The following is a 17,662-nucleotide window of genomic DNA, read 5'->3' on the forward strand; positions in this document are numbered from 1 at the left end:
GATGAAGTCAGCGGTCCGAGCGGAGGCGGTAATGGGACACCCCTTAAAGAGAAGTCGATTGACCGCAAGCCTAGGAGACCGCGCCCGCGCATGCTTCAAGCCGGGTCGTGTAATGCTGGATGCGAAACGGACGGAGGAGCCGATCGTGACAGACGGTTCGGCCTGGCGGCAGCCGGGCCCCGGCGCGCCGGCCAGCAACACCGGCTGGGGGGCGCGCCCAACTTGGGCTGCGCCCAACTCGCCGCAGGCCACGGCACCGCAGCCCGCGGCCAACAGCTGGTGGTCCGACGCGCTGGCGGACCCGTGGCGTGATCCCGACGCACCCGTCGTGGTGGTCAAGGCGCCCCAGGACGAAGCGCCGGAGCTGGAGAAGCCGCCGCCCCCGTCCACCGGTCCGCGCGTCGGCATCGGTCTCGTACTCGTCGTCTCCATCGTCACCGCCCTGCTCGCCGGCGCGCTCGGCGGCACCCTCGGCTACGTCTTCGCGGTCGGCGGAGGAGGGTCGGTCCTCGGCGGCAACCAGCTCGGCAACGCCCCGCTGAACAATCGCGCCCCCGAGTCGCTGGCCGCCCTGGTCAAGAAGGTCCTGCCGAGCGTCGTCACGATCAGCATCCGGGTCGGCAACGGCACGTCCCTGGGCTCCGGCTTCGTCGTGAGCGCCGACGGCCACGTGATCACCAACAACCACGTCGTCGAAGGCGGCACCGGTACGGCCACCGTCCGCTTCAGCGACGCCTCCGTCGCACCGGCGAGCGTGGTGGGCACCGACCCCGAGTCCGACATCGCGGTACTGAAGATCGACACCAACGGCCTGCCCGACGGCAAGCTGGTGCCGGTCGAGTTCGGCAACTCCGACTCCGTGCAGGTCGGCGACCCGGTCGTGGCCGTCGGGGCGCCGCTCGGCCTGACCAGCACCGTGACGTACGGCGTGGTCAGCTACCTCGACCGCCCGATCCGCACCAGCGAGGGCGGCACGGCCCGGTACTACTCCGCGATCCAGACCGACGCCGCGGTGAACCAGGGCAACTCGGGCGGCCCGCTCTTCGACGCCGCCGGTCGCGTGATCGGCATCAACTCCGTGATCGGCACCCTCTCCGAGGACCAGGCCAGCGCGGGCAACGTCGGCCTGGCCTTCGCCATCCCGATCAACCACGCCCGCCGGATCGCCACCGACATCATCAACACCGGCAAGGCCCGCCGCACCGTGATGGGCGTGCAGGTCGACAACTCCTACCAGAACCCGGCCGGCGGCGCGCGCCTGGCCACGGTCGAGGCGGGCGGACCGGCCGAGGCGGGCGGGCTCAAGACCGGCGACGTGGTTCTGGCGGTCAACGGCAAGCCGATCGAGGAGTCGTGGGACCTCACGGCCCTGATCCGCAAATACGCACCCGGGGACACCGTCGAAGTGCAATATCTCCGCGGTACCGCCAGAGCCAAGGCCTCCGTCACGCTCGTCGCCGACGCGAAGTGACGTGACGGACCCTCCCGGAACCGGCGGGGGAGTGCGTAGTCTGGCAGGCGAGAGCAAGGGGAGGGCCGGCGCATGGGCTTCGACGTGGGCGGCTGGGAGATTCTGGTCATCATCCTGGTCGGTGTGTTCATCTTCGGGCCGGACCGCCTGCCCAAGGCGATCAGCGACGGCGTACGCATGCTGCGCCAGGTCCGCACCATGGCCCGCAACGCCACCGGCGACCTGAGCAAGGAGCTCGGCACCGACATCCAGCTCGAGGACCTGCACCCGAAGACCTTCCTGCGCAAGCACCTGCTCAGCGAGGAGGACGAGGCCGCGCTGCGCAAGCCGCTGCAGGGCATCTACGACGACGTCCGCGGGGTGGCCGACCAGGTCAAGAAGGACGCCCAGGACGCCGCCTCGGCCGCCAAGAACGTGACCGCCTCCGCGCCGACCCCGGCCACCGCACCGGCGACACAGCCGGCCGTCCGTGCCTCGTGGGACGACGTCACCTGATCCGCGCGTAATGGCCGTCCGCGCCTTCTCAAGCACAGTCACCTGGTCCGCGCGTAAAGGCCGTCCGCGCGTTCTCAAGCACAGTCGCCTAATCCGCGCGTGAAAAGCTTTTTGTCCGTTATGTCGGACGCTCCGCATCGCGACATAACGGATTTATGCCCCGTCAGGCGAAAAATCAGGAAATGTCGCGGCGCGCCAGCGCCCGACATTTCGTTGACCAGCACAAACGGCCCGGTGCCAAAACCGCCGTCGGCAAACGAGCACAACCGGCCGGCCCCGAGAGACCGCCGTCAGCAAACCAGCACAACCGGCGGCCCCAAAGAGACCGCCGTCAGCAACAAAGAGCGTCAGCGCCCAGCCGGCTTGAGGCCGAGCGGCTTCCCCACCAGGCTCTCCCGCCGCAACGCCAACTTGTCAGCCACCGAAGCGAGCGCCTGAGCAGCCGGAGCGTCCGGCGTAGCCAGTACCAGCGGAAGACCCTCGTCCCCCGCCTCCCGCAGCCGCGTGTCGAGCGGAATCTGCCCCAGCAGCGGCACCTTCGCCCCCACGGCCCGGGTCAAGGAGTCAGCCACCGTCTGGCCGCCACCCGCGCCGAAGACCTCCATCCGCTGGCCGTCCGGAAGCTCCAGCCAGGACATGTTCTCCACGACGCCCACGATGCGCTGGTGGGTCTGCAGGGCGATGGAACCCGCCCGCTCCGCCACCTCGGCCGCGGCGGCCTGCGGGGTCGTCACGACCAGGATCTCCGCCGACGGCAGCAGCTGGGCCAGCGAGATGGCCACGTCGCCGGTGCCCGGGGGGAGGTCGAGGAGCAGGACGTCGAGGTCGCCCCAGTACACGTCGGCCAGGAACTGCTGCAGCGCGCGGTGCAGCATCGGGCCGCGCCAGACGACGGCGGCGTTGCCGGGGGTGAACATGCCGATCGAGATGACCTTCACGCCGTGCGCCGACGGGGGCATGATCATGGACTCGACCTGGGTCGGGCGGCCGTCCGCGCCGAGCATGCGGGGGACCGAGTGGCCGTAGATGTCGGCGTCGACCACGCCGACGGCCAGGCCCCGGGCGGCGAGCGCGGCGGCGAGGTTCACGGTCACGCTGGACTTGCCGACGCCGCCCTTGCCGCTGGCCACCGCGTAGACGCGGGTGCGCGAGCCGGGCTGGGAGAACGGGATGACCGGCTCCTGCACGTCGCCGCGCAGGCTGGACTGCAGGTCCTTGCGCTGCTCGGGGGTCATCACGCCGAACTCGACCTCGACCCCGGCGACACCGTCCACGGCGCCGACCGCGCGCGTGATGTCGGAGCGGAGCTTGTCCTTCAGCGGGCAGCCGGCCACCGTGAGCAGGAGGCCGATGACGGCGATCCCGTCCGGTCGGAGGGTGACGTCGCGGACCATGCCCAAGTCGGTGATGGGCCGGCGGATCTCGGGATCGTCGACGGTCGCGAGCGCAGCGGTGATCGCGTCTTCGACGGTGGTGGCCGGGGCTGACATGCGTGCCATCGTACGTCGGGCCACCCGCCCGGCCCGCCTCGTCGAGCTCGCACGAGGAACGCGTCACACGCCCGATAAGCGAATGATGTCCCCCCGCGGGGGTTGTCGCCGCACCGAACCCGATGGGATCATCGTTTACCCGCCCCCGCGCCTCGCCCCTTGAGGCGCGGGGGCGTAATACAAAGACCTCAGCGCTTATGGCGACGCGGCGGCTCGTCGGAGTCCACGACGTCGTCCGGCTCGTCGAGCGCCAGCGGATCCGACAGCGAGCCGAGCGCCTTGCGGACCTTCTTGCGCTCCGCCTTCGCCCGCCGGTCCGCCGCCTCGTCCAGCTCCTCGGCCACCCGGGCCAGCTCCGAGCGCAGGAAGTCCCGCGTCGCCACCTCGCCGAGCGCGATGCGCAGCGCCGCGATCTCCCGGGCCAGGTACTCCGTGTCCGCCTTCTGCGCCGCCGCCCGCCGCCGGTCCTCCTCCGCCGCCAGCCGGTCCCGGTCGGTCTGCCGGTTCTGCGCGAGCAGGATCAGCGGCGCAGCGTACGAGGCCTGCAGCGACAGGATCAGCGTCAGGAACGTGAACGTGTACGGGTCGAACTGCCAGCTCTTCGGCGTGAGCGTGTTCCAGGCGATCCAGCCCAGGATCACGATCGTCATGTACACGAGGAACTTCGCCGTGCCCATGAACCGGGCGATGCCCTCCGACCACTGCCCGAAGGCCTCCGGGTCGAACCGCGGCAGGCTGATGCGCGTGTCCCGCGGCTGATCGAGCCGCTTGCGCTCACTGCGTTCAGCCACGGGACCCACCGTTTCCGCCGTTCAGGGAGATCGGCGCGATGGGCTCGGCGTGATCGCGGTCCCGCCAGTCCTCGGGCAGCAGGTGGTCGAGGACGTCGTCGACGGTGACGGCGCCGACCAGCTTGTCGTTGTCGTCGACCACGGGCATCACCACCAGGTTGTAGGTCGCCATCCGCCGGGTGATCTCGGCCAGCGGGAGCTCCGGCGACAGCGGTTCGATGTCGTTGTCGACCACCCCGCCGAGCAGGGCCGACGGCGGCTCGCGCAGGAGCCGCTGGAAGTGCACGACGCCGAGGTACCGCCCGGTCGGCGTGGCCATCGGCGGCCGCGTGACGAACACGCCGGCGGCGACCGCGGGCGACAGCTGCGGCTCCCGGATACGGGCCAGCGCCTCGGCGACGGTGTTGTCGGGCGCCATGACGATCGGCTCGGAGGTCATCACCGCACCGGCGGTCCCCGGCTCGTACTCCAGCAGGGCCCGGACCGGCTGCGCCTCGTCGGGCTCCATGAGGTCCAGCAGCACCTCCTGCTCCGGCTTGGGCATCTCGGCGAGCAGGTCGGCGGCGTCGTCCGGGTCCATCTCCTCCAGCACGTCGGCGGCCCGCTGCGGCTCCAGGGAGGTGATGATCTCCAGCTGGTCGTGCTCCGGCAGCTCCTCCAGCACGTCGGCCAGGCGCTCGTCGTCCAGCGCGGCCGCGACCTCGACCCGCCGGGTCTCGGAGAGGTCCTGCAGGACGTTGGCCAGGTCGGCCGGGCGCATGTTGTCCAGCACCGCGAGCAGCCCGGCGGTGCCCTGGGTCTCCGGCTCCCCGGTGAGCCCGGTCACCTCACCCCACTCGAGCTGGTTGAGGTGGCCGCGGCGGGTGAGCCGGCCGGTGAACTCGCGCACCGCGACCCGCGACAGCGACCACTCGCCGGCCCGGTCGGCGTCCATGGCCACGTCGACCACCGCACCGGTACGCCCGGTCGCGGCCATCGTCACGTGCCGGTCCATGAAGTCCTCCAGCACCAGCAGTTCGCCCGGGCGCTTCTCGAAGCGGCGCAGGTTCAGCGTGCCGGTGTTGAGCACCACGGCGTCGGGCTCGATGGCGGTGATCCGCCCGATGGGCAGGAAGATGCGGCGGCGCATGGGCATCTCGGCGACCAGCCCGACCACCCGCGGCGGCTGGTTGCCGGTGCGGGCGCGCGCGACCGCGTCCCGCACCCGGCCGACCTGGTCACCGTTCGGATCGAACACGCTCAGGCCCGCGAGGCGCGCGATGTAGACCCGCGGCGCAGTACTCACGAGGCTCAAGCCTACTGAAAGGGGCCACAAAGCAAGCGTTGGACCGAACCACACGGTCCGCAGGCCAATAGGCTGAGCCCATGAGCATGGTGCGGTACTCGATTGTGGACGTCTTCACCGATCGGCCCTTCACCGGCAACCCATTGGCGATCGTCTACGACGCCAAGGACCTCGCGACCGAGCAGATGCAGGCCATCGCGCGCGAGTTCAACCTCTCCGAGACCATTTTCGTACTGCCGGCGAGCCCGGGCAGCAACGCCACGTACCGGGCCCGGATCTTCACCCCCGGCACGGAGCTGCCCTTCGCCGGGCACCCGACCGTCGGCGTCGCCGTCACGCTGGTCCGGGACGGGCTGATCAAGGGCCCGGACGTGGTGCAGGAGTGCGGCGCGGGGCTGCTGCCGATCCACGTGGACGAGGTGCACGGCGCCGCGACCGTCACCGGCGGCACGCCGACCGTCGGACCCGCCCTCGACCCGCAGCCGCTGCTGGAGTCGATCGGGCTGACCGAGGCCGACTACCTCGGCCCGGCCCCGCGCAAGGCCGGATGCGGGCTGGAGTTCACGTTCCTGTCGGTGACCGACGAGGCCGTCCAGCGCGTGCAGCTGCTGCGGCCCGTGGACAACCTCAGCGTCTTCCATTGGGACGCCGAGCGGCACCTCGCGCACGTGCGGGTGCTCGTCCCGGACGTCGGCGTGGCCGAGGACCCGGCGACCGGTTCGGCCGCGATGGGGCTCGGGGTCTGGCTCGTGACCAGCGGGCTGGTGGCGGGCGAGGGCACAGCGCAGTACGAGATCGCCCAAGGCTTGGAAATCCACCGCCCCTCGGCGCTGCACTGCACGGTGACGGCGTCGGGTGGCGCCGCCGTCTCGGCCACCGTCGCCGGTCACGTGGTGCCGATCGCCTCCGGCGAGATGATCGTGCCGCCCTTCGTGGGCTGACGGCGCCGGGCGCCCAGGACGACCACGGCCACGCCGGCCAGCAGGATCGCGATGCCCGGCAGGGTGCGCGCGGCCGGCAGCTGCCCGAGCAGCAGCCACGCGATGACCAGGGCGCCCGGCACTTCCAGCAGGAGCAGCACGGCGACCGTGGTCGCGCTCACCCGGTGCAGCGAGTAATTGATCAACGTGTGGCCGAGGAGCTGAGGCCCGATCGTCATGCCCGCGATCGCGATCCAGGTTTCCCAGGTGTACCCCCAGAGCTCCGTCCCGCTCGCCACGCACACCACCAGCAGGATCAGCGCGCAGACCGAGTAGCAGACCGAGGCGTACACGGTCGTCGGCAGGGTCGCCCGCGCGCGCTCGCCGAGCAGCGTGTAGCCGGCCGCGGCGATGCCACCGGCCAGCGCCAGCGCGTCGCCCAGCAGCGCCCGCCCCGACAGATCGGGGTCGGCTCCGGTGGCCAGGGCCACGCCGGCCACCGCGATCCCGATGCCGGCCCACGTGCTCCCCGGCACCCGCACCCCGCGCGCGGCCGCGACCAGGGCGGTCCACACCGGCGTGGTGGACACCAGGGCCACCGACATGGCCACGCTGGTCAGCTTGGCGCTGGGCACCCAGGTGCCGAAATGCACGGCCAGGAAGACGCCGGACAGCACGGTCACGCCGAGCGCGCCGCGCAACCGGCCCGGCTCGCCCCGCCGCCCCAGCAGTGCGGCCGGGGCCAGCGCGGCCGTGCCGAGCGCGTTGCGCCAGAACGCGATGGCGAGCGCGGGCGCGGCCGCGAAGGCGATCATGGGCGCCGAGGCCGACACCGCCACGATCGCGACGACGAGGGCGGCGATGGTGGTGAGACCGACCTTGCGCATGGTGCGAATTGTCGTTGATCCGACACAGGCCGCCACAGCGACCAGGTAGACCGTTCGGAGGACATGAGGGGGGCCGAACGGTGATCGACGCCGTCTGTTTTGACTATTTCAACACCTGTACCAGCGCGGTTCGCCGAGGTGGGGGCCATCGGCGCACGGCTGAGGTGCTCGGCGTGGACCCGGCCGAGTGGCTGGCCGTGCTGGACCGGACCTACGACGAGCGGGCCCGCGGCGGCTACGGCAGCCACCTGGCCGGCCTGCGCCGCCTCTGCGCCGAACTGGGCGTGGAGCCGAGCACCGCACAGCTGCGGGCGGCGCTCGAGCTGCGGCTGGAGACGGTGCTGGCCGACGCGCCGCTGCGGCCGGAGGCGCTGAGTGTGCTGCGAACGCTCCGCGCCGCCGGGGTGCGCATCGCGATCGTCAGCGACTGCTGGTTCGAGCTGCCGCTGCTCCTGCCGCGCACGCCGCTGGCCGACGTGATCGACACCGCCGTCTACTCGTGCCAGGTCGGGCACACCAAGCCGCACGCCGCGATGTACGCGACCGCCTGCGCGCAGCTCGACGTCGATCCGGCCCGCTGCCTGTACGTGGGCGACGGCGGCAGCCGCGAGCTGACCGGCGCGACCCGGTTCGGGCTCACGGCGGTCCAACTGCGGGCTCCTGACCTGGGCGGACACCTGACCTTCCACGCCGAGCCGGATTGGCGGGGGCGGGTCGTCACCTCCCTGGAGGCCGTCCTGGACCTGGTCGGAACGCCCATGCTGGTGGCCTGAAACGCGCCTATGCTGTGGGCGTGACCGTGACGGCGACGCTGTCGCTGACGGATGGCCGATTCCTCGCCCGCCTGGCCGCGGACGCCATACACGCACGGCTGACGAGCACCCGCCTGACGTCGACGATCGCGCCGGACAGCCCGCTGCAGGCCGACGGCGCCTCGTTCGTGACCCTGGAACGCGCGGGGGCACTGCGCGGGTGCGTCGGCAGCCTGGAGCCGGTCCAGCCGCTGCACCGCGACGTGGTGCGCAACGCGGTGCAGGCCATGCGCGACCCGCGGCTGCCCCCGGTCACCGGGGAGGACTGGCCGGCGCTGGACGTGAAGGTGTCGATCCTGAGCCATCCGGAGCCGATCGCGGCGCGGTCGCGGGACGAGCTGCTCGCCGCGCTGCGCCCGGGCGTGGACGGGCTGATCCTGCGCGAGGACGGGCGGCGGGCCACCTTCCTGCCCTCGGTCTGGGCCAAGGTGAGCGAGCCGGGGCAGTTCGTCGACGCGCTGCTGCGCAAGGGCGGCTGGCCCGCGGGGGAGTGGCCGGAAGAGCTGCAGGCGCTGCGGTACGGCTCCACCGAGTTCCACGACAAGGCGCCGCGCGATCCGATCGGGCCGTGATTGGATGTCCGGCATGGACGCGCTGGTCGAAGAGGCGGCGAAGAAGGCCGCGGTCGCCTGGATCGGCATCGGCGGCCGGCCCGCCACGCTCGTGTGGTGCGCCTGGCTCGGCGGCGCCCTGCTCGTGGTCAGCGGCGAGGGCGAGCAGGCGGTCCCCGGCCTGGCCGAGGCGGCCACGGCCGAGGTGAGCCTGCGCGGCGACCACGGCGGGCGGATCGTCACGTTCCCGGCCGAGGTCACCCGGATCGCGCCGGACGACGAGGCCTGGGCCGAGCTGGTGCCCCAGCTGGCCGGCAAGCGCCTCAACGGCACCGGCGGTGCCGAGGACCTGGCCCGCGGCTGGGCCGAGCGCTGCGTGGTCAGCCGGCTGACCCCGGCGGCCGGCTCGGCGGAGCTGCCCGAGGATGCTCAGGCCGCCCCGCCGCGACCGACCCCGGCCACCCGCATCCCGCGCCGGCCGTTCCGGTTGCACAAGGTCCGCGGGGCTACGAAAGACCCACGGCGCTGAGGCTCTCCTCCCACAGCCGCGCGGCCAGGGCGGGGTCGTCGGTCGCCCGGTTGGGCCGGGACAGCTTGCGGTCCATGTAGTACCCGCCGGACGTCAGCTGCCCGGCCGGTGTGGCGGCCAGCCAGGTCAGCGTGTCGGCGCCCTGCTCGGGCGTGCGGGCGAACGGCGCCAGCCGGGCCGCGAGGTTCACGCCGATCGAGGCGCCGAAGCGGCTGCGGACGAAGCCCGGGTGGTACGAGGCCGACATGATGTCCGGCCAGCGCCGCGCGGCCTCGGCGGCGAAGAGGATGTTGGCCTGCTTGGCCGAGCCGTACGTCCGCCACAGCCCGCGCTTGCGCCCGCCCCGCAGGTCGGCGGGGTCCAGCGCGCCCATCGCGTGCGCGCCGGAGGCGGTGTTGATGATCCGGCCGCCCCGCAACTGCTCCCGGAGCAGGCTGCTGAGCAGGAACGCGGCCAGGTGGTTGGTCTGCAGGGTGGCATCGAAGCCGTCGGGCGTGACGCGGTGGCCGCGCACCACGCCGCCGGCGTTGTTGGCGAGCACGTCGATGCGCTCGTGGCGCTGGCGGAGGTGGTCCACCAGCACGTGGACGTCGTCGAGTTTGGCGAAGTCGCTGCGGTACGCGGGGATCGTGCGGCCGTTCGCCGCCGCCCTGACCGCGGTGGCTGCCGCCTCCAGGCGGGCCGGAGTGCGGCCCACCAGGACCAGGTTGGCGCCGCGCCGAGCCATGTCGACGGCGGCGGCCAGACCGATGCCGGAGCTGGCCCCGGTGATGACCACCGTACGGCCGGTGAGATCTCCCACAGGGGAGTTCTGTGTACTCACGCCCCGAGGTTACCGTTTGGTAGCCGCCTGAACCTTCGCTAAGGAGCCCGCCATGGCCGCCCTCGGACGACCGCGCCGCTCGTGCCTCGCCGTCCCCGGATCGAGCGTGAAGATGCTCGGCAAGGCCCAGGGACTCCCGGCCGACCAGGTGTTCCTCGACCTGGAGGACGCGGTCGCGCCGCTGGCCAAGCCCGCGGCCCGCAAGAACATCGTGGCCGCCCTGAACGAGGGGGACTGGGCCGGCAAGACGCGGGTCGTGCGCGTGAACGATCTGACCACGCCGTGGACGTACCGCGACGTCATCGAGGTCGTCGAGGGCGCCGGCGCGAATCTGGACGCCGTGATGCTGCCCAAGGTGCAGAGCGCCGGGCAGATCGAGTGGCTCGACCTGACGCTCACCCAGATCGAGAAGACCATGGGCCTGCCGGTCGGCGGGATCGGCATCGAGGCGCAGATCGAGAACGCCGCGGGGCTCGTCAACGTGGACGCCATCGCCGCCGCCAGCCCGCGCGTGGAGACCATCATCTTCGGCCCGGCCGACTTCATGGCCTCGATCAACATGAGGTCCCTGGTCGTCGGCGGGCTGATCCCCGGCTATCCGGGCGACCCGTACCACTACATCCTCATGCGCATCCTGATGGCCGCCCGCATGCACGACCTGCAGGCCATCGACGGGCCGTTCCTGCAGATCCGCGACGTGGACGCGTTCCGCGAGGTCGCCGGGCGCAGCGCGGCGCTGGGCTTCGACGGCAAGTGGGTGCTGCATCCGGGCCAGATCGACGCGGCCAACGAGGTGTACTCGCCCGACCAGGAGGACTACGACCACGCCGAGCTCATCCTGGACGCGTACGACTACTACACGTCCGAGGAGGGCGGCAAGCTCGGTGCCGTCATGCTCGGCGACGAGATGATCGACGAGGCCTCCCGCAAGATGGCGCTGGTCATCGCGGCCAAGGGGCGGGCCGCCGGGATGATTCGCAAAACCTCATTCACCCCGCCGAACTGAGAAAACGCGCGTCGCATTGCCCGGTGGTGTATCGGGCAGGCAGGATTTGCCCTATGGCACCCGACCTACGTTCCAGCGGCCCCGCCGGCAAGAGCGGCCGGCGCGACGCGAGCCGGCCGTCCTCCGCGCGGCGCACCCTGCGCGCCGTACCGTCCAGCGGCCCCGACCTCGACGGCGAGACCGTCGAGGAGGAGCAGCCGACCGCGATCGACCGGCTCGACGGCCGGGTGGCCCTGGTCACCGGGGCGGGCAGCCCGGACGGCATCGGCTACGCCACCGCCCGGCGGCTCAAGCAGATGGGCGCGGCAGTCGCCATCGTGTCGACCACGCGGCGCATCCACGACCGGGCCAGCGAGCTCGGCGTGATCGGCTTCGTTGCCGACCTCACCGTCGAGGCCGAGGTCGGCGCGCTCGCCGACGCCATCCTCGACCAGCTCGGCGCGGTCGACATCCTGGTCAACAACGCCGGCCTGGCCAGCAAGGCGAGCCCCGAGGTGCTGCGCCCGGTGGCCCAGCTCACCTACGAGGAGTGGCGCGGCGAGATCGACCGCAACCTCACCACCGCGTTCCTGGTCAGCCGGGCCTTCGTCGGCGGCATGGCCGAGCACGGCTGGGGCCGGATCGTGAACCTCGCGGCCACCGCCGGGCCGGTCAACGCGCTGCCCGCCGAGGCCGGGTACGCCGCGGCCAAGGCCGGCGTGGTCGGGCTGACCCGCGCCCTGGCGATGGAGCTGGTGGCCGACGGCATCACGGTCAACGCGGTCGCCCCCGGCATCATCCACACCGGCGCGTCCACCTTAGTCGAGCTCAAGCAGGGCTTCGGCACCCCGATGGGGCGCCCCGGCACGCCGGAGGAGGTCGCGGCCACCATCGCGTTCCTGTGCTCGCCCGGCGCGTCCTACATCACCGGCCAGATGCTCGTGATCGACGGCGGGAACAGCGTGCGGGAGGCCCAGTACCGCTGAGCCCGCACCCACCGCACGGTCAGCGAATGTCCAGCTTTGCTGGCTATGTTTGGCCACATGGGGGCTCGTCCGGCTGACTACGTGGTGCTGCTCGCACCGCCGGCCGTCGTGGCGGCGGCCTGCGAGGTCGTGCTCCTGTCCGGCGAGCCCGAGATGTTCCTGCCCCTGATCATCGTGCTGCAGCCGCTGACCGTGCTCGGCATCGTGGTCGGGCTGGTCCAGCTCACCCGCAGCACGCGGGGCCCGTCGACGTTCCGGCTCATGCTGTTCCGCGGCGAGCCCGCGTTCGCCGCGCTGCCCGCGTTCCGCCGCCAGTGCGTGTTCAACGGCCTGCTCAGCGCCGCCCTGCTGCTCATGGCCCTCAACGGCCTGCGGGTGACCGGCCGGATCGTCCCGACCATGGCCTGGGCGATCCTGGTGCTCAACGGCTGCACGGTACTGCTGCTGCTCTTCCGCATGATCCGCAGCGGCCCGCTGCTGCTCACCCCGCACGGCCTGGCGATCGACGGCGGGCGCACGTTCGTCCCGTGGGAGGCGCTCGGGCCGGGGCCGGAGAGCTCGCTGTGGATGATCGTCCGCCCGGAGCTGGTCGAGGGGCGGCCGATCAAGCGCTTCCAGCCGGGGCAGGACGTGCCCCTCGACGTGTCGCTGTGGTTCCTGTTCCGGGCCATCCACTCGTACGTCGAGCAGCCCTCCCAGCGCGCCGCGATCGGCCTGCCGGAGGAGCTGGAGCGCCTGCGGGGCACGCTCGCCCGCCAGGCCACCTGAACGCCCGACGCGGCCGGGTCCGGGCGTTCCTAGGCTGGAACCCATGCGCTGGCTCTGGGTCGTCGTTCCGACGCTGCTGGTCGGGGCCGCGGCCGGGCTCATCCACGCCGTGGCGTCCGACGGCTTCATCCTCTTCGGCCTGCTCGCGATCGCGATCGTCGGCCTCGGCCACGTGCTCACCGACCTGCGCCGCCGCGAGGAGCCGCCGGTGCGCCCGGGGTTCGAGTTCTTCGCGTCCCCGCCGCTGGTCGCGGCCCGGGCGGGGCGCGCGTTCGCCCTCGCCGCAACGGTCGCGGCGGCGGCGCTGTTCGCCGGAATACCGACGGTGGCGCTGCTCGCCGGGGTGCCCGCCTGCGTCGGCGTGTCCCTGGTCACGCGGCTGGTGCGGGGCGCCTCCGTGCTGCGGCTGAGCCCGGGTGGGGTCGAAGTGCGCGGCCGCCGGTACACCTGGGAAGCCCTCACCTCGGTCGAGCTCAACGGCGACCGCGCGGTGCCGCGCCTCGACCTGGTCGTCGCCGGCGAGCGCCGCCCGGTGACCCTGCGCCCGGCCGGGGTCGACGCCAGCCTGCTGTTCCTCATGGACCTGCTGGGCTACTACCAGACCCACGGTTCTGCGCGCGCGGCGATCGGCGACCCGGCGGAGGCCGTGCGGGTCCATGGGCTGCTGCTCAGTGCGCGCCTCGCCGCCGGGCTGCACGGAGGCCCGCGCCCGATCCTCCTCGCGCGCTAGCTTTGGTGGCATGCGTTCTGCTGCACAGATTTTGCGCGAGTCAGCGACCATCGCCGTCGTGGGGGCTTCGCGGGACCGGGGGAAGACGGCTCATGCGGTACCGCTGCAGATCCAGCGCCACGGCTGGCGCATCGTGCCGGTGAACCCGTTCGCCGACCGGATCTTCGGCGAGCGCGCCTACCGCACGTTGGCCGACATTCCGTTCCCGGTCGACCTGGTCAACGTGTTCCGCCCGTCGGCCGACGCGACCCAGGTCGTCAAGGACGCGCTGGCCATCGGCGCGCCCGCGATCTGGCTGCAGCAGGACATCTACAGCCCCGAGGGCCGAGCCCTGGCCGCCGAGGCCGGCGTCGACTTCCTGGAGAACACGTGCATCGCGGTCGTCCGCGCGGTGCACGCGATCACTGGGCCCGATACTCCCGCAGCAGACCGCGGCTGATGATCGTCTTCTGGATCTCGGACGTGCCCTCGCCGATCAGCAGGAAGGGCGCCTCCCGCATCAGGCGCTCGATCTCGTACTCCTTGGAATAGCCGTACCCGCCGTGGATGCGGAACGATTCCTGGACCACCTCGGCGCAGTACTCGCTGGCCAGCAGCTTGGCCATGCCCGCCTCGACGTCGTTGCGCTGCCCGGCGTCCTTGAGCCGCGCCGCCCCGACCATCAGCGCGTGCGCCGCCTCGATCTTCGTCGCCATCTCGGCCAGCTTGAACGCGATCGCCTGGTGCTTGACCAGCGGCTGGCCGAACGTGTGCCGCTGCTGCGCGTACGCGATGGCCAGCTCGAACGCCCGAATCGAGATCCCGCACGCCCGCGCGGCCACGTTCACCCGCCCGACCTCGATCCCGTCCATCATCTGGTAGAAGCCGCGCCCCACCTTCTCGGCCCCGCCCAGCACCGCTGATCCAGGCACCCGCACGCCGTCGAGCACCATCTCGGTGGTCTCGACGCCCTTGTACCCCATCTTCTCGATCTTCCCGGGGATGTTCAGCCCCGGCAGCTGCTCGTTCAGCCCGAACCCGGGCTCCTTCTCCAGCAGGAACGTCGTCATGTTCCCGTAGACGGACTCGGCCCCGACCTCGGTCTTGACCAGCGTGGCCACCACGGACGAATACGCCCCGTTGGTGAGCCACATCTTCTGCCCGTCGAGCACCCACTCGTCCCCGTCGGCCACGGCCTTGCTGCGGATGGCGGCCACATCGGACCCGGTACCGGGCTCCGACATCGAGAACGCCCCGCGCACCTCGCCGGTGGCCATCCGGGGCAGCAGCCGCCGCTTCTGCTCCTCGGACCCGTGCTGCGACACCAGGTACGCCACGATGAAGTGCGTGTTCACGATTCCCGAGACGGACATCCACCCGCGCGAGAGCTCCTCCACGACGAGCGCGTAGGTCAGCAGCGACTCCCCGAGTCCCCCGTACTCCTCGCCGATGGTCAGCCCGAACAGCCCCATCTCCCGCATCCCGGCCACGATGTCGGCCGGGTAGACATCGTCGTGCTCGAGCTGCTGCGCGTGCGGAATGATCTCCTTGTCGACGAAGGCCCGCACGGTCTCCAGCATCGACTCCTGCACATCACTGAGTCCGGGCGTCCGTGCCAGCCGAGCCATGGGGAGACCTCCTGGAAGTTACTGGCGGGTATGCGAGGAGTATCGACCTTCCGAAGCCGACAGACCATGTGAAATGGTTCTCAGGTGCGAGTGAACGGCCTGTCGATAGCCGCCCTGATCTGCGCCTTCCTCATCCCGCCGTTCGGCATCCTGATGGGGCACATCGCCTGGTCCCAATGCCGCCGCGAGCACCGCCCCGGCGCCGGCCTGGCCCTGGCCGCGATGATCGTGGGCTACACGGTCCTGCTCGTCGTCTGCGGCCTGCCGATCATCTATTACGCCTGATCAGCGGTCGCCGATGCGGCGCATGAGGCCCTCCAGAGAGTCGCGGCGCAGATGGATGTGCTCGAGCCAGAGGGTCACCCCGGCGTCGGCGTATTCGGCCAGCAGCGGGTCATCCGGCCCGCGGGACGCCCCGACCAGCACCACCTCGAACGGCCCCGCCGCCGGGTCGCGCTGCTGGCGGATGAGCTCGATGGCCGCGGCGATCTCGGCCGGCGAGGTGGTCATCGACCCGTCCTCGTCATCGCCCGCCGCGAGCCAGCCGTCCCACCGGGCCGCTCGGCGCAGGGCGGCCCTGCCGGCGCCCCCGACGAGGATCGGCGGCCGCGGCTGCTGGATCGGCAACGGCGCCAGCGTGACGCCGTCGACGCTCTGCCCGCCGAGCAGGCCGGCGACGGTCTCCAGCCCGGCGTCGAGCAGGCGGGCCCGCGACTTGAGGTCCGCGCTCTCGCCGAACGCCGTGTATTCCACGTCCACCCCGCCGATGCCCACCCCCAGCACCGCCCGGCCCCGGCTGAGCCGGTCGAGCGTGGTCAGGGCGCTGGCCACCACCTGTGGCCGGCGCCGGGGAAGGGGCGTCACCGCGGTGCCGATGCGCAGGTCGGAAGTGGCCTGAGCGACCGCCGCCAGCGTCACCCAGGGATCGGCCGACGGCATCCCCCACGCGAAGGCCAGGTGATCCCAGACGAACAGCGCCTCCCACCCCGCCGCCTCCGCCGCCACCGCGATGTCGACGACCAGCGCGGGCTCCGCGAACTCGCCCAACGTGCAGACGTCAATCCCGAACCGCATCCGCCGGCCCCCTCTCGACCGCTGCCCACGAATCGCGCGCCGGCGAGGAGGAACCCTCCGGGCACACCTTCCGGTAGTCGCACCACGAGCACTGCGGTCCCGGCCGGGCCGCGAACTCGGAGTCGGCCAGGATGTCCGCCGCCGTCGCCTCCGCCCGCCGCAGGTGCCGGTCCAGCGAGGCGTCGGTGTGCTCGAACGCCGCCACGGTCCCCGTCGGCAGATGGTGCAGCTCGACCCGGTGGCAGGGCTTGCGGAAGACCCGCGAGGTGGCGATCGCGTACAGCGCCAACGCCCGCGACCCCCGCGCCTCGTCCTCCGAGACGCCGTTGCGGCCGGTCTTGTAGTCGACGATGACCAGTTCGGTGCCCCGCTGGTCGATGCGGTCCACCCGGCCCGACAGGGCGAGCGTCTCGGTCCGGGCCGCGACCGTGCGCTCGACGCCGACCGGGTCCTCCTGCGGATCCAGGGTGTCCACATAGGATTCGAGCCAGCCCAGCGCCCGGCGGTACACCTCGCGCTCCTGGTTGTCGTCCTTGTAGCCCTCGCGGACCCAGGTCGCCTTGAGCAGGGTGGGCAGCGCCTCGGGCCGGCGTCGGTCGGGCTCCAGCGCATACCAGTTCTTCAGCGCCGTGTGGACCGAGGCGCCGAGCGAGTTGTGCGCCCACGGTGCGCCCTTCGGCGGGGCCGGGCGGTCGACGTAGGTGAACCGGTAGCGCCGCGGGCAGTCCTCGTAGCTCCCGAGCTTGCTCGGCGTGCACGTGAACAACCGCGGCGGTGATGCGAAAAGTCCCAACTGCTCCACGCCCAGCATCCTGCCAGCCGGGTACGACAAAAAATCAATGCGGCGAATGGAGATAGGTCGTCACGAACGCCCCGATCGCGTCGGCCAGCAGTTGTACGGCGATCGCGGCCACCAGGAGGCCGGCGATCCGGGTGACGACCTCGATCCCGCTGGGCCGCAGGACGCGCACCAGCACTCCCGAGAAGCGCAGCACGAGGTACACGACCGCCATCACCAGGACGATGCCCAGCGCGACGGCGGCGTATCGGCCGGCCGTGTGGGCCTGGCGCACGAACAGCATGGTGGCCACGATCGCGCCCGGCCCGGCCAGCAGCGGCGTGCCCAGCGGCACCAGCGCCACGTTGGAGGTCACCTCCTGCCGCGGGTCGTCGGTCTTGCCGGTGAGCAGTTCGAGCGCCACCAGGAGCAGCAGCAGACCCCCGGCGCCCTGCAGCGCGGGCAGGTCGATGTGCAGGTAGGCGAGGATCTGCCGGCCCAGCACCGCGAACGCCACGATGACCCCGAGCGCGAGGAGCACGGCCTGCAGCGCCGCCCGGTGCCGGGCCCGCCGCTCCATCTGCCCGGTGAGGGCCAGGAAGATCGGCACGGCCCCTGGCGGGTCGAGGATGACGAGCAGGGTCACGAACACCTCGCCGAGAAGCTTCAAATCCACGACC

At 71.9% G+C, this 17,662-nt stretch carries 21 protein-coding genes; 12 read left to right on the plus strand and 9 right to left on the minus strand.

Annotated elements, in window-relative coordinates:
- The first annotated feature begins 112 nt into the window (after positions 1 to 112).
- Positions 113 to 1,471 (plus strand): trypsin-like peptidase domain-containing protein, encoded by a 1,359-nt coding sequence (locus tag ACQP00_RS03570; RefSeq protein WP_433214224.1) that lies wholly within the window; start codon positions 113 to 115, stop codon positions 1,469 to 1,471.
- Between the two features lie 72 nt (positions 1,472 to 1,543).
- On the plus strand, positions 1,544 to 1,966 hold the full coding sequence (locus ACQP00_RS03575) for a Sec-independent protein translocase subunit TatB (RefSeq protein ID WP_433214227.1): 423 nt from the start codon (positions 1,544 to 1,546) through the stop codon (positions 1,964 to 1,966).
- 347 nt (positions 1,967 to 2,313) lie between these two features.
- On the opposite strand, the gene ACQP00_RS03580 is transcribed toward ACQP00_RS03575, so the two are convergent.
- The 3 genes from ACQP00_RS03580 to ACQP00_RS03590 form a co-directional block, all read right to left on the minus strand.
- Positions 2,314 to 3,456, minus strand: coding sequence for an Mrp/NBP35 family ATP-binding protein (locus ACQP00_RS03580; protein WP_433214230.1), 1,143 nt, complete (start codon positions 3,454 to 3,456; stop codon positions 2,314 to 2,316).
- Positions 3,457 to 3,644: 188 nt separating this feature from the next.
- On the minus strand, positions 3,645 to 4,247 hold the full coding sequence (locus ACQP00_RS03585; protein ID WP_433214233.1) for a DUF1003 domain-containing protein: 603 nt from the start codon (positions 4,245 to 4,247) through the stop codon (positions 3,645 to 3,647).
- Positions 4,240 to 5,532 (minus strand): magnesium transporter MgtE N-terminal domain-containing protein, encoded by a 1,293-nt coding sequence (locus ACQP00_RS03590; protein ID WP_433214236.1) that lies wholly within the window; start codon positions 5,530 to 5,532, stop codon positions 4,240 to 4,242. The genes ACQP00_RS03585 and ACQP00_RS03590 overlap by 8 nt, the downstream gene beginning before the upstream one ends.
- An 80-nt stretch (positions 5,533 to 5,612) precedes the next feature.
- Between ACQP00_RS03590 and ACQP00_RS03595 the strand changes: the two genes are divergently transcribed.
- Positions 5,613 to 6,473, plus strand: coding sequence for a PhzF family phenazine biosynthesis protein (locus tag ACQP00_RS03595; RefSeq protein ID WP_433214239.1), 861 nt, complete (start codon positions 5,613 to 5,615; stop codon positions 6,471 to 6,473).
- Here the strand turns inward: ACQP00_RS03595 and ACQP00_RS03600 are convergent.
- Entirely contained in the window at positions 6,419 to 7,339 is a 921-nt protein-coding gene (locus ACQP00_RS03600; RefSeq protein ID WP_433214242.1) for a DMT family transporter, read from the minus strand. The two genes, ACQP00_RS03595 and ACQP00_RS03600, sit on opposite strands and share 55 nt — an antisense overlap.
- Before the next feature lie 80 nt (positions 7,340 to 7,419).
- Here ACQP00_RS03600 and ACQP00_RS03605 point away from each other — a divergent pair, with 80 nt between their 5' ends.
- From ACQP00_RS03605 to ACQP00_RS03615, 3 genes are read left to right on the plus strand one after another with little or no spacing between them, the layout of a single operon-like run.
- On the plus strand, positions 7,420 to 8,112 hold the full coding sequence (locus tag ACQP00_RS03605; RefSeq protein WP_433214245.1) for an HAD family hydrolase: 693 nt from the start codon (positions 7,420 to 7,422) through the stop codon (positions 8,110 to 8,112).
- A 20-nt stretch (positions 8,113 to 8,132) separates the two neighbouring features.
- Entirely contained in the window at positions 8,133 to 8,723 is a 591-nt protein-coding gene (gene amrA, locus ACQP00_RS03610; protein ID WP_433214248.1) for an AmmeMemoRadiSam system protein A, read from the plus strand.
- 13 nt (positions 8,724 to 8,736) lie between these two features.
- Positions 8,737 to 9,231 carry a hypothetical protein gene (locus tag ACQP00_RS03615; protein WP_433214251.1) on the plus strand — a complete coding sequence of 165 codons (495 nt, stop codon included), beginning with the start codon at positions 8,737 to 8,739 and terminating at the stop codon, positions 9,229 to 9,231.
- Here ACQP00_RS03615 and ACQP00_RS03620 read toward each other — a convergent pair.
- Positions 9,209 to 10,033: an SDR family NAD(P)-dependent oxidoreductase gene (locus tag ACQP00_RS03620; RefSeq protein ID WP_433223672.1), complete on the minus strand. Its 825-nt coding sequence runs from the start codon at positions 10,031 to 10,033 to the stop codon at positions 9,209 to 9,211. The two genes, ACQP00_RS03615 and ACQP00_RS03620, sit on opposite strands and share 23 nt — an antisense overlap.
- Positions 10,034 to 10,106: 73 nt before the next feature.
- Between ACQP00_RS03620 and ACQP00_RS03625 the strand changes: the two genes are divergently transcribed.
- The 5 genes from ACQP00_RS03625 to ACQP00_RS03645 are packed head-to-tail and all read left to right on the plus strand — an operon-like array spanning position 10,107 to position 13,962.
- Positions 10,107 to 11,060: an HpcH/HpaI aldolase/citrate lyase family protein gene (locus tag ACQP00_RS03625; protein WP_433214254.1), complete on the plus strand. Its 954-nt coding sequence runs from the start codon at positions 10,107 to 10,109 to the stop codon at positions 11,058 to 11,060.
- Between the two features lie 53 nt (positions 11,061 to 11,113).
- Positions 11,114 to 12,025, plus strand: coding sequence for an SDR family NAD(P)-dependent oxidoreductase (locus ACQP00_RS03630; RefSeq protein ID WP_433214257.1), 912 nt, complete (start codon positions 11,114 to 11,116; stop codon positions 12,023 to 12,025).
- A gap of 57 nt (positions 12,026 to 12,082) precedes the next feature.
- A complete protein-coding gene (locus ACQP00_RS03635; RefSeq protein ID WP_433214260.1) occupies positions 12,083 to 12,793 on the plus strand; it encodes a hypothetical protein in 711 nt (236 codons plus the stop codon).
- Between the two features lie 43 nt (positions 12,794 to 12,836).
- Positions 12,837 to 13,523 (plus strand): hypothetical protein, encoded by a 687-nt coding sequence (locus ACQP00_RS03640; RefSeq protein WP_433214263.1) that lies wholly within the window; start codon positions 12,837 to 12,839, stop codon positions 13,521 to 13,523.
- 10 nt (positions 13,524 to 13,533) lie between these two features.
- Positions 13,534 to 13,962 (plus strand): CoA-binding protein, encoded by a 429-nt coding sequence (locus tag ACQP00_RS03645; protein ID WP_433214266.1) that lies wholly within the window; start codon positions 13,534 to 13,536, stop codon positions 13,960 to 13,962.
- Here ACQP00_RS03645 and ACQP00_RS03650 read toward each other — a convergent pair.
- Positions 13,925 to 15,130, minus strand: coding sequence for an acyl-CoA dehydrogenase family protein (locus tag ACQP00_RS03650; protein WP_433214269.1), 1,206 nt, complete (start codon positions 15,128 to 15,130; stop codon positions 13,925 to 13,927). The two genes, ACQP00_RS03645 and ACQP00_RS03650, sit on opposite strands and share 38 nt — an antisense overlap.
- Before the next feature lie 84 nt (positions 15,131 to 15,214).
- Here ACQP00_RS03650 and ACQP00_RS03655 point away from each other — a divergent pair, with 84 nt between their 5' ends.
- Positions 15,215 to 15,415 carry a DUF4190 domain-containing protein gene (locus ACQP00_RS03655; protein ID WP_433214272.1) on the plus strand — a complete coding sequence of 67 codons (201 nt, stop codon included), beginning with the start codon at positions 15,215 to 15,217 and terminating at the stop codon, positions 15,413 to 15,415.
- Here the strand turns inward: ACQP00_RS03655 and ACQP00_RS03660 are convergent, their stop codons facing one another.
- From ACQP00_RS03660 to ACQP00_RS03670, 3 genes are read right to left on the minus strand one after another with little or no spacing between them, the layout of a single operon-like run.
- The gene (locus ACQP00_RS03660; protein ID WP_433214275.1) at positions 15,416 to 16,204 is read right to left on the minus strand and encodes an LLM class flavin-dependent oxidoreductase; all 789 of its coding nucleotides are present in this window, start codon (positions 16,202 to 16,204) and stop codon (positions 15,416 to 15,418) included. It lies immediately after the preceding gene.
- Complete coding sequence (locus ACQP00_RS03665; RefSeq protein WP_433214278.1) at positions 16,188 to 17,015, minus strand: RecB family exonuclease; 828 nt, start codon at positions 17,013 to 17,015, stop codon at positions 16,188 to 16,190. Before ACQP00_RS03665 ends, ACQP00_RS03660 begins: the two co-directional genes overlap by 17 nt.
- Positions 17,016 to 17,040: 25 nt before the next feature.
- Positions 17,041 to 17,658 carry a MarC family protein gene (locus ACQP00_RS03670; protein WP_433214281.1) on the minus strand — a complete coding sequence of 206 codons (618 nt, stop codon included), beginning with the start codon at positions 17,656 to 17,658 and terminating at the stop codon, positions 17,041 to 17,043.
- Positions 17,659 to 17,662: the final 4 nt, after the last annotated feature.

Source organism: Dactylosporangium sp. CS-047395, from assembly GCF_050942185.1.
GTDB lineage: Bacteria > Actinomycetota > Actinomycetes > Mycobacteriales > Micromonosporaceae > Dactylosporangium.

Coding starts and splice junctions, on each gene's coding strand:
- ACQP00_RS03570 (WP_433214224.1), top strand. CDS start 113: ATGCTGGATGCGAAACGGACGGAGGAGCCGATCGTGACAGACGGTTCG.
- ACQP00_RS03575 (WP_433214227.1), top strand. CDS start 1,544: ATGGGCTTCGACGTGGGCGGCTGGGAGATTCTGGTCATCATCCTGGTC.
- ACQP00_RS03580 (WP_433214230.1), bottom strand. CDS start 3,456: ATGTCAGCCCCGGCCACCACCGTCGAAGACGCGATCACCGCTGCGCTC.
- ACQP00_RS03595 (WP_433214239.1), top strand. CDS start 5,613: ATGAGCATGGTGCGGTACTCGATTGTGGACGTCTTCACCGATCGGCCC.
- ACQP00_RS03600 (WP_433214242.1), bottom strand. CDS start 7,339: ATGCGCAAGGTCGGTCTCACCACCATCGCCGCCCTCGTCGTCGCGATC.
- ACQP00_RS03615 (WP_433214251.1), top strand. CDS start 8,737: ATGGACGCGCTGGTCGAAGAGGCGGCGAAGAAGGCCGCGGTCGCCTGG.
- ACQP00_RS03625 (WP_433214254.1), top strand. CDS start 10,107: ATGGCCGCCCTCGGACGACCGCGCCGCTCGTGCCTCGCCGTCCCCGGA.
- ACQP00_RS03630 (WP_433214257.1), top strand. CDS start 11,114: ATGGCACCCGACCTACGTTCCAGCGGCCCCGCCGGCAAGAGCGGCCGG.
- ACQP00_RS03635 (WP_433214260.1), top strand. CDS start 12,083: ATGGGGGCTCGTCCGGCTGACTACGTGGTGCTGCTCGCACCGCCGGCC.
- ACQP00_RS03640 (WP_433214263.1), top strand. CDS start 12,837: ATGCGCTGGCTCTGGGTCGTCGTTCCGACGCTGCTGGTCGGGGCCGCG.
- ACQP00_RS03645 (WP_433214266.1), top strand. CDS start 13,534: ATGCGTTCTGCTGCACAGATTTTGCGCGAGTCAGCGACCATCGCCGTC.
- ACQP00_RS03650 (WP_433214269.1), bottom strand. CDS start 15,130: ATGGCTCGGCTGGCACGGACGCCCGGACTCAGTGATGTGCAGGAGTCG.
- ACQP00_RS03660 (WP_433214275.1), bottom strand. CDS start 16,204: ATGCGGTTCGGGATTGACGTCTGCACGTTGGGCGAGTTCGCGGAGCCC.
- ACQP00_RS03665 (WP_433214278.1), bottom strand. CDS start 17,015: ATGCTGGGCGTGGAGCAGTTGGGACTTTTCGCATCACCGCCGCGGTTG.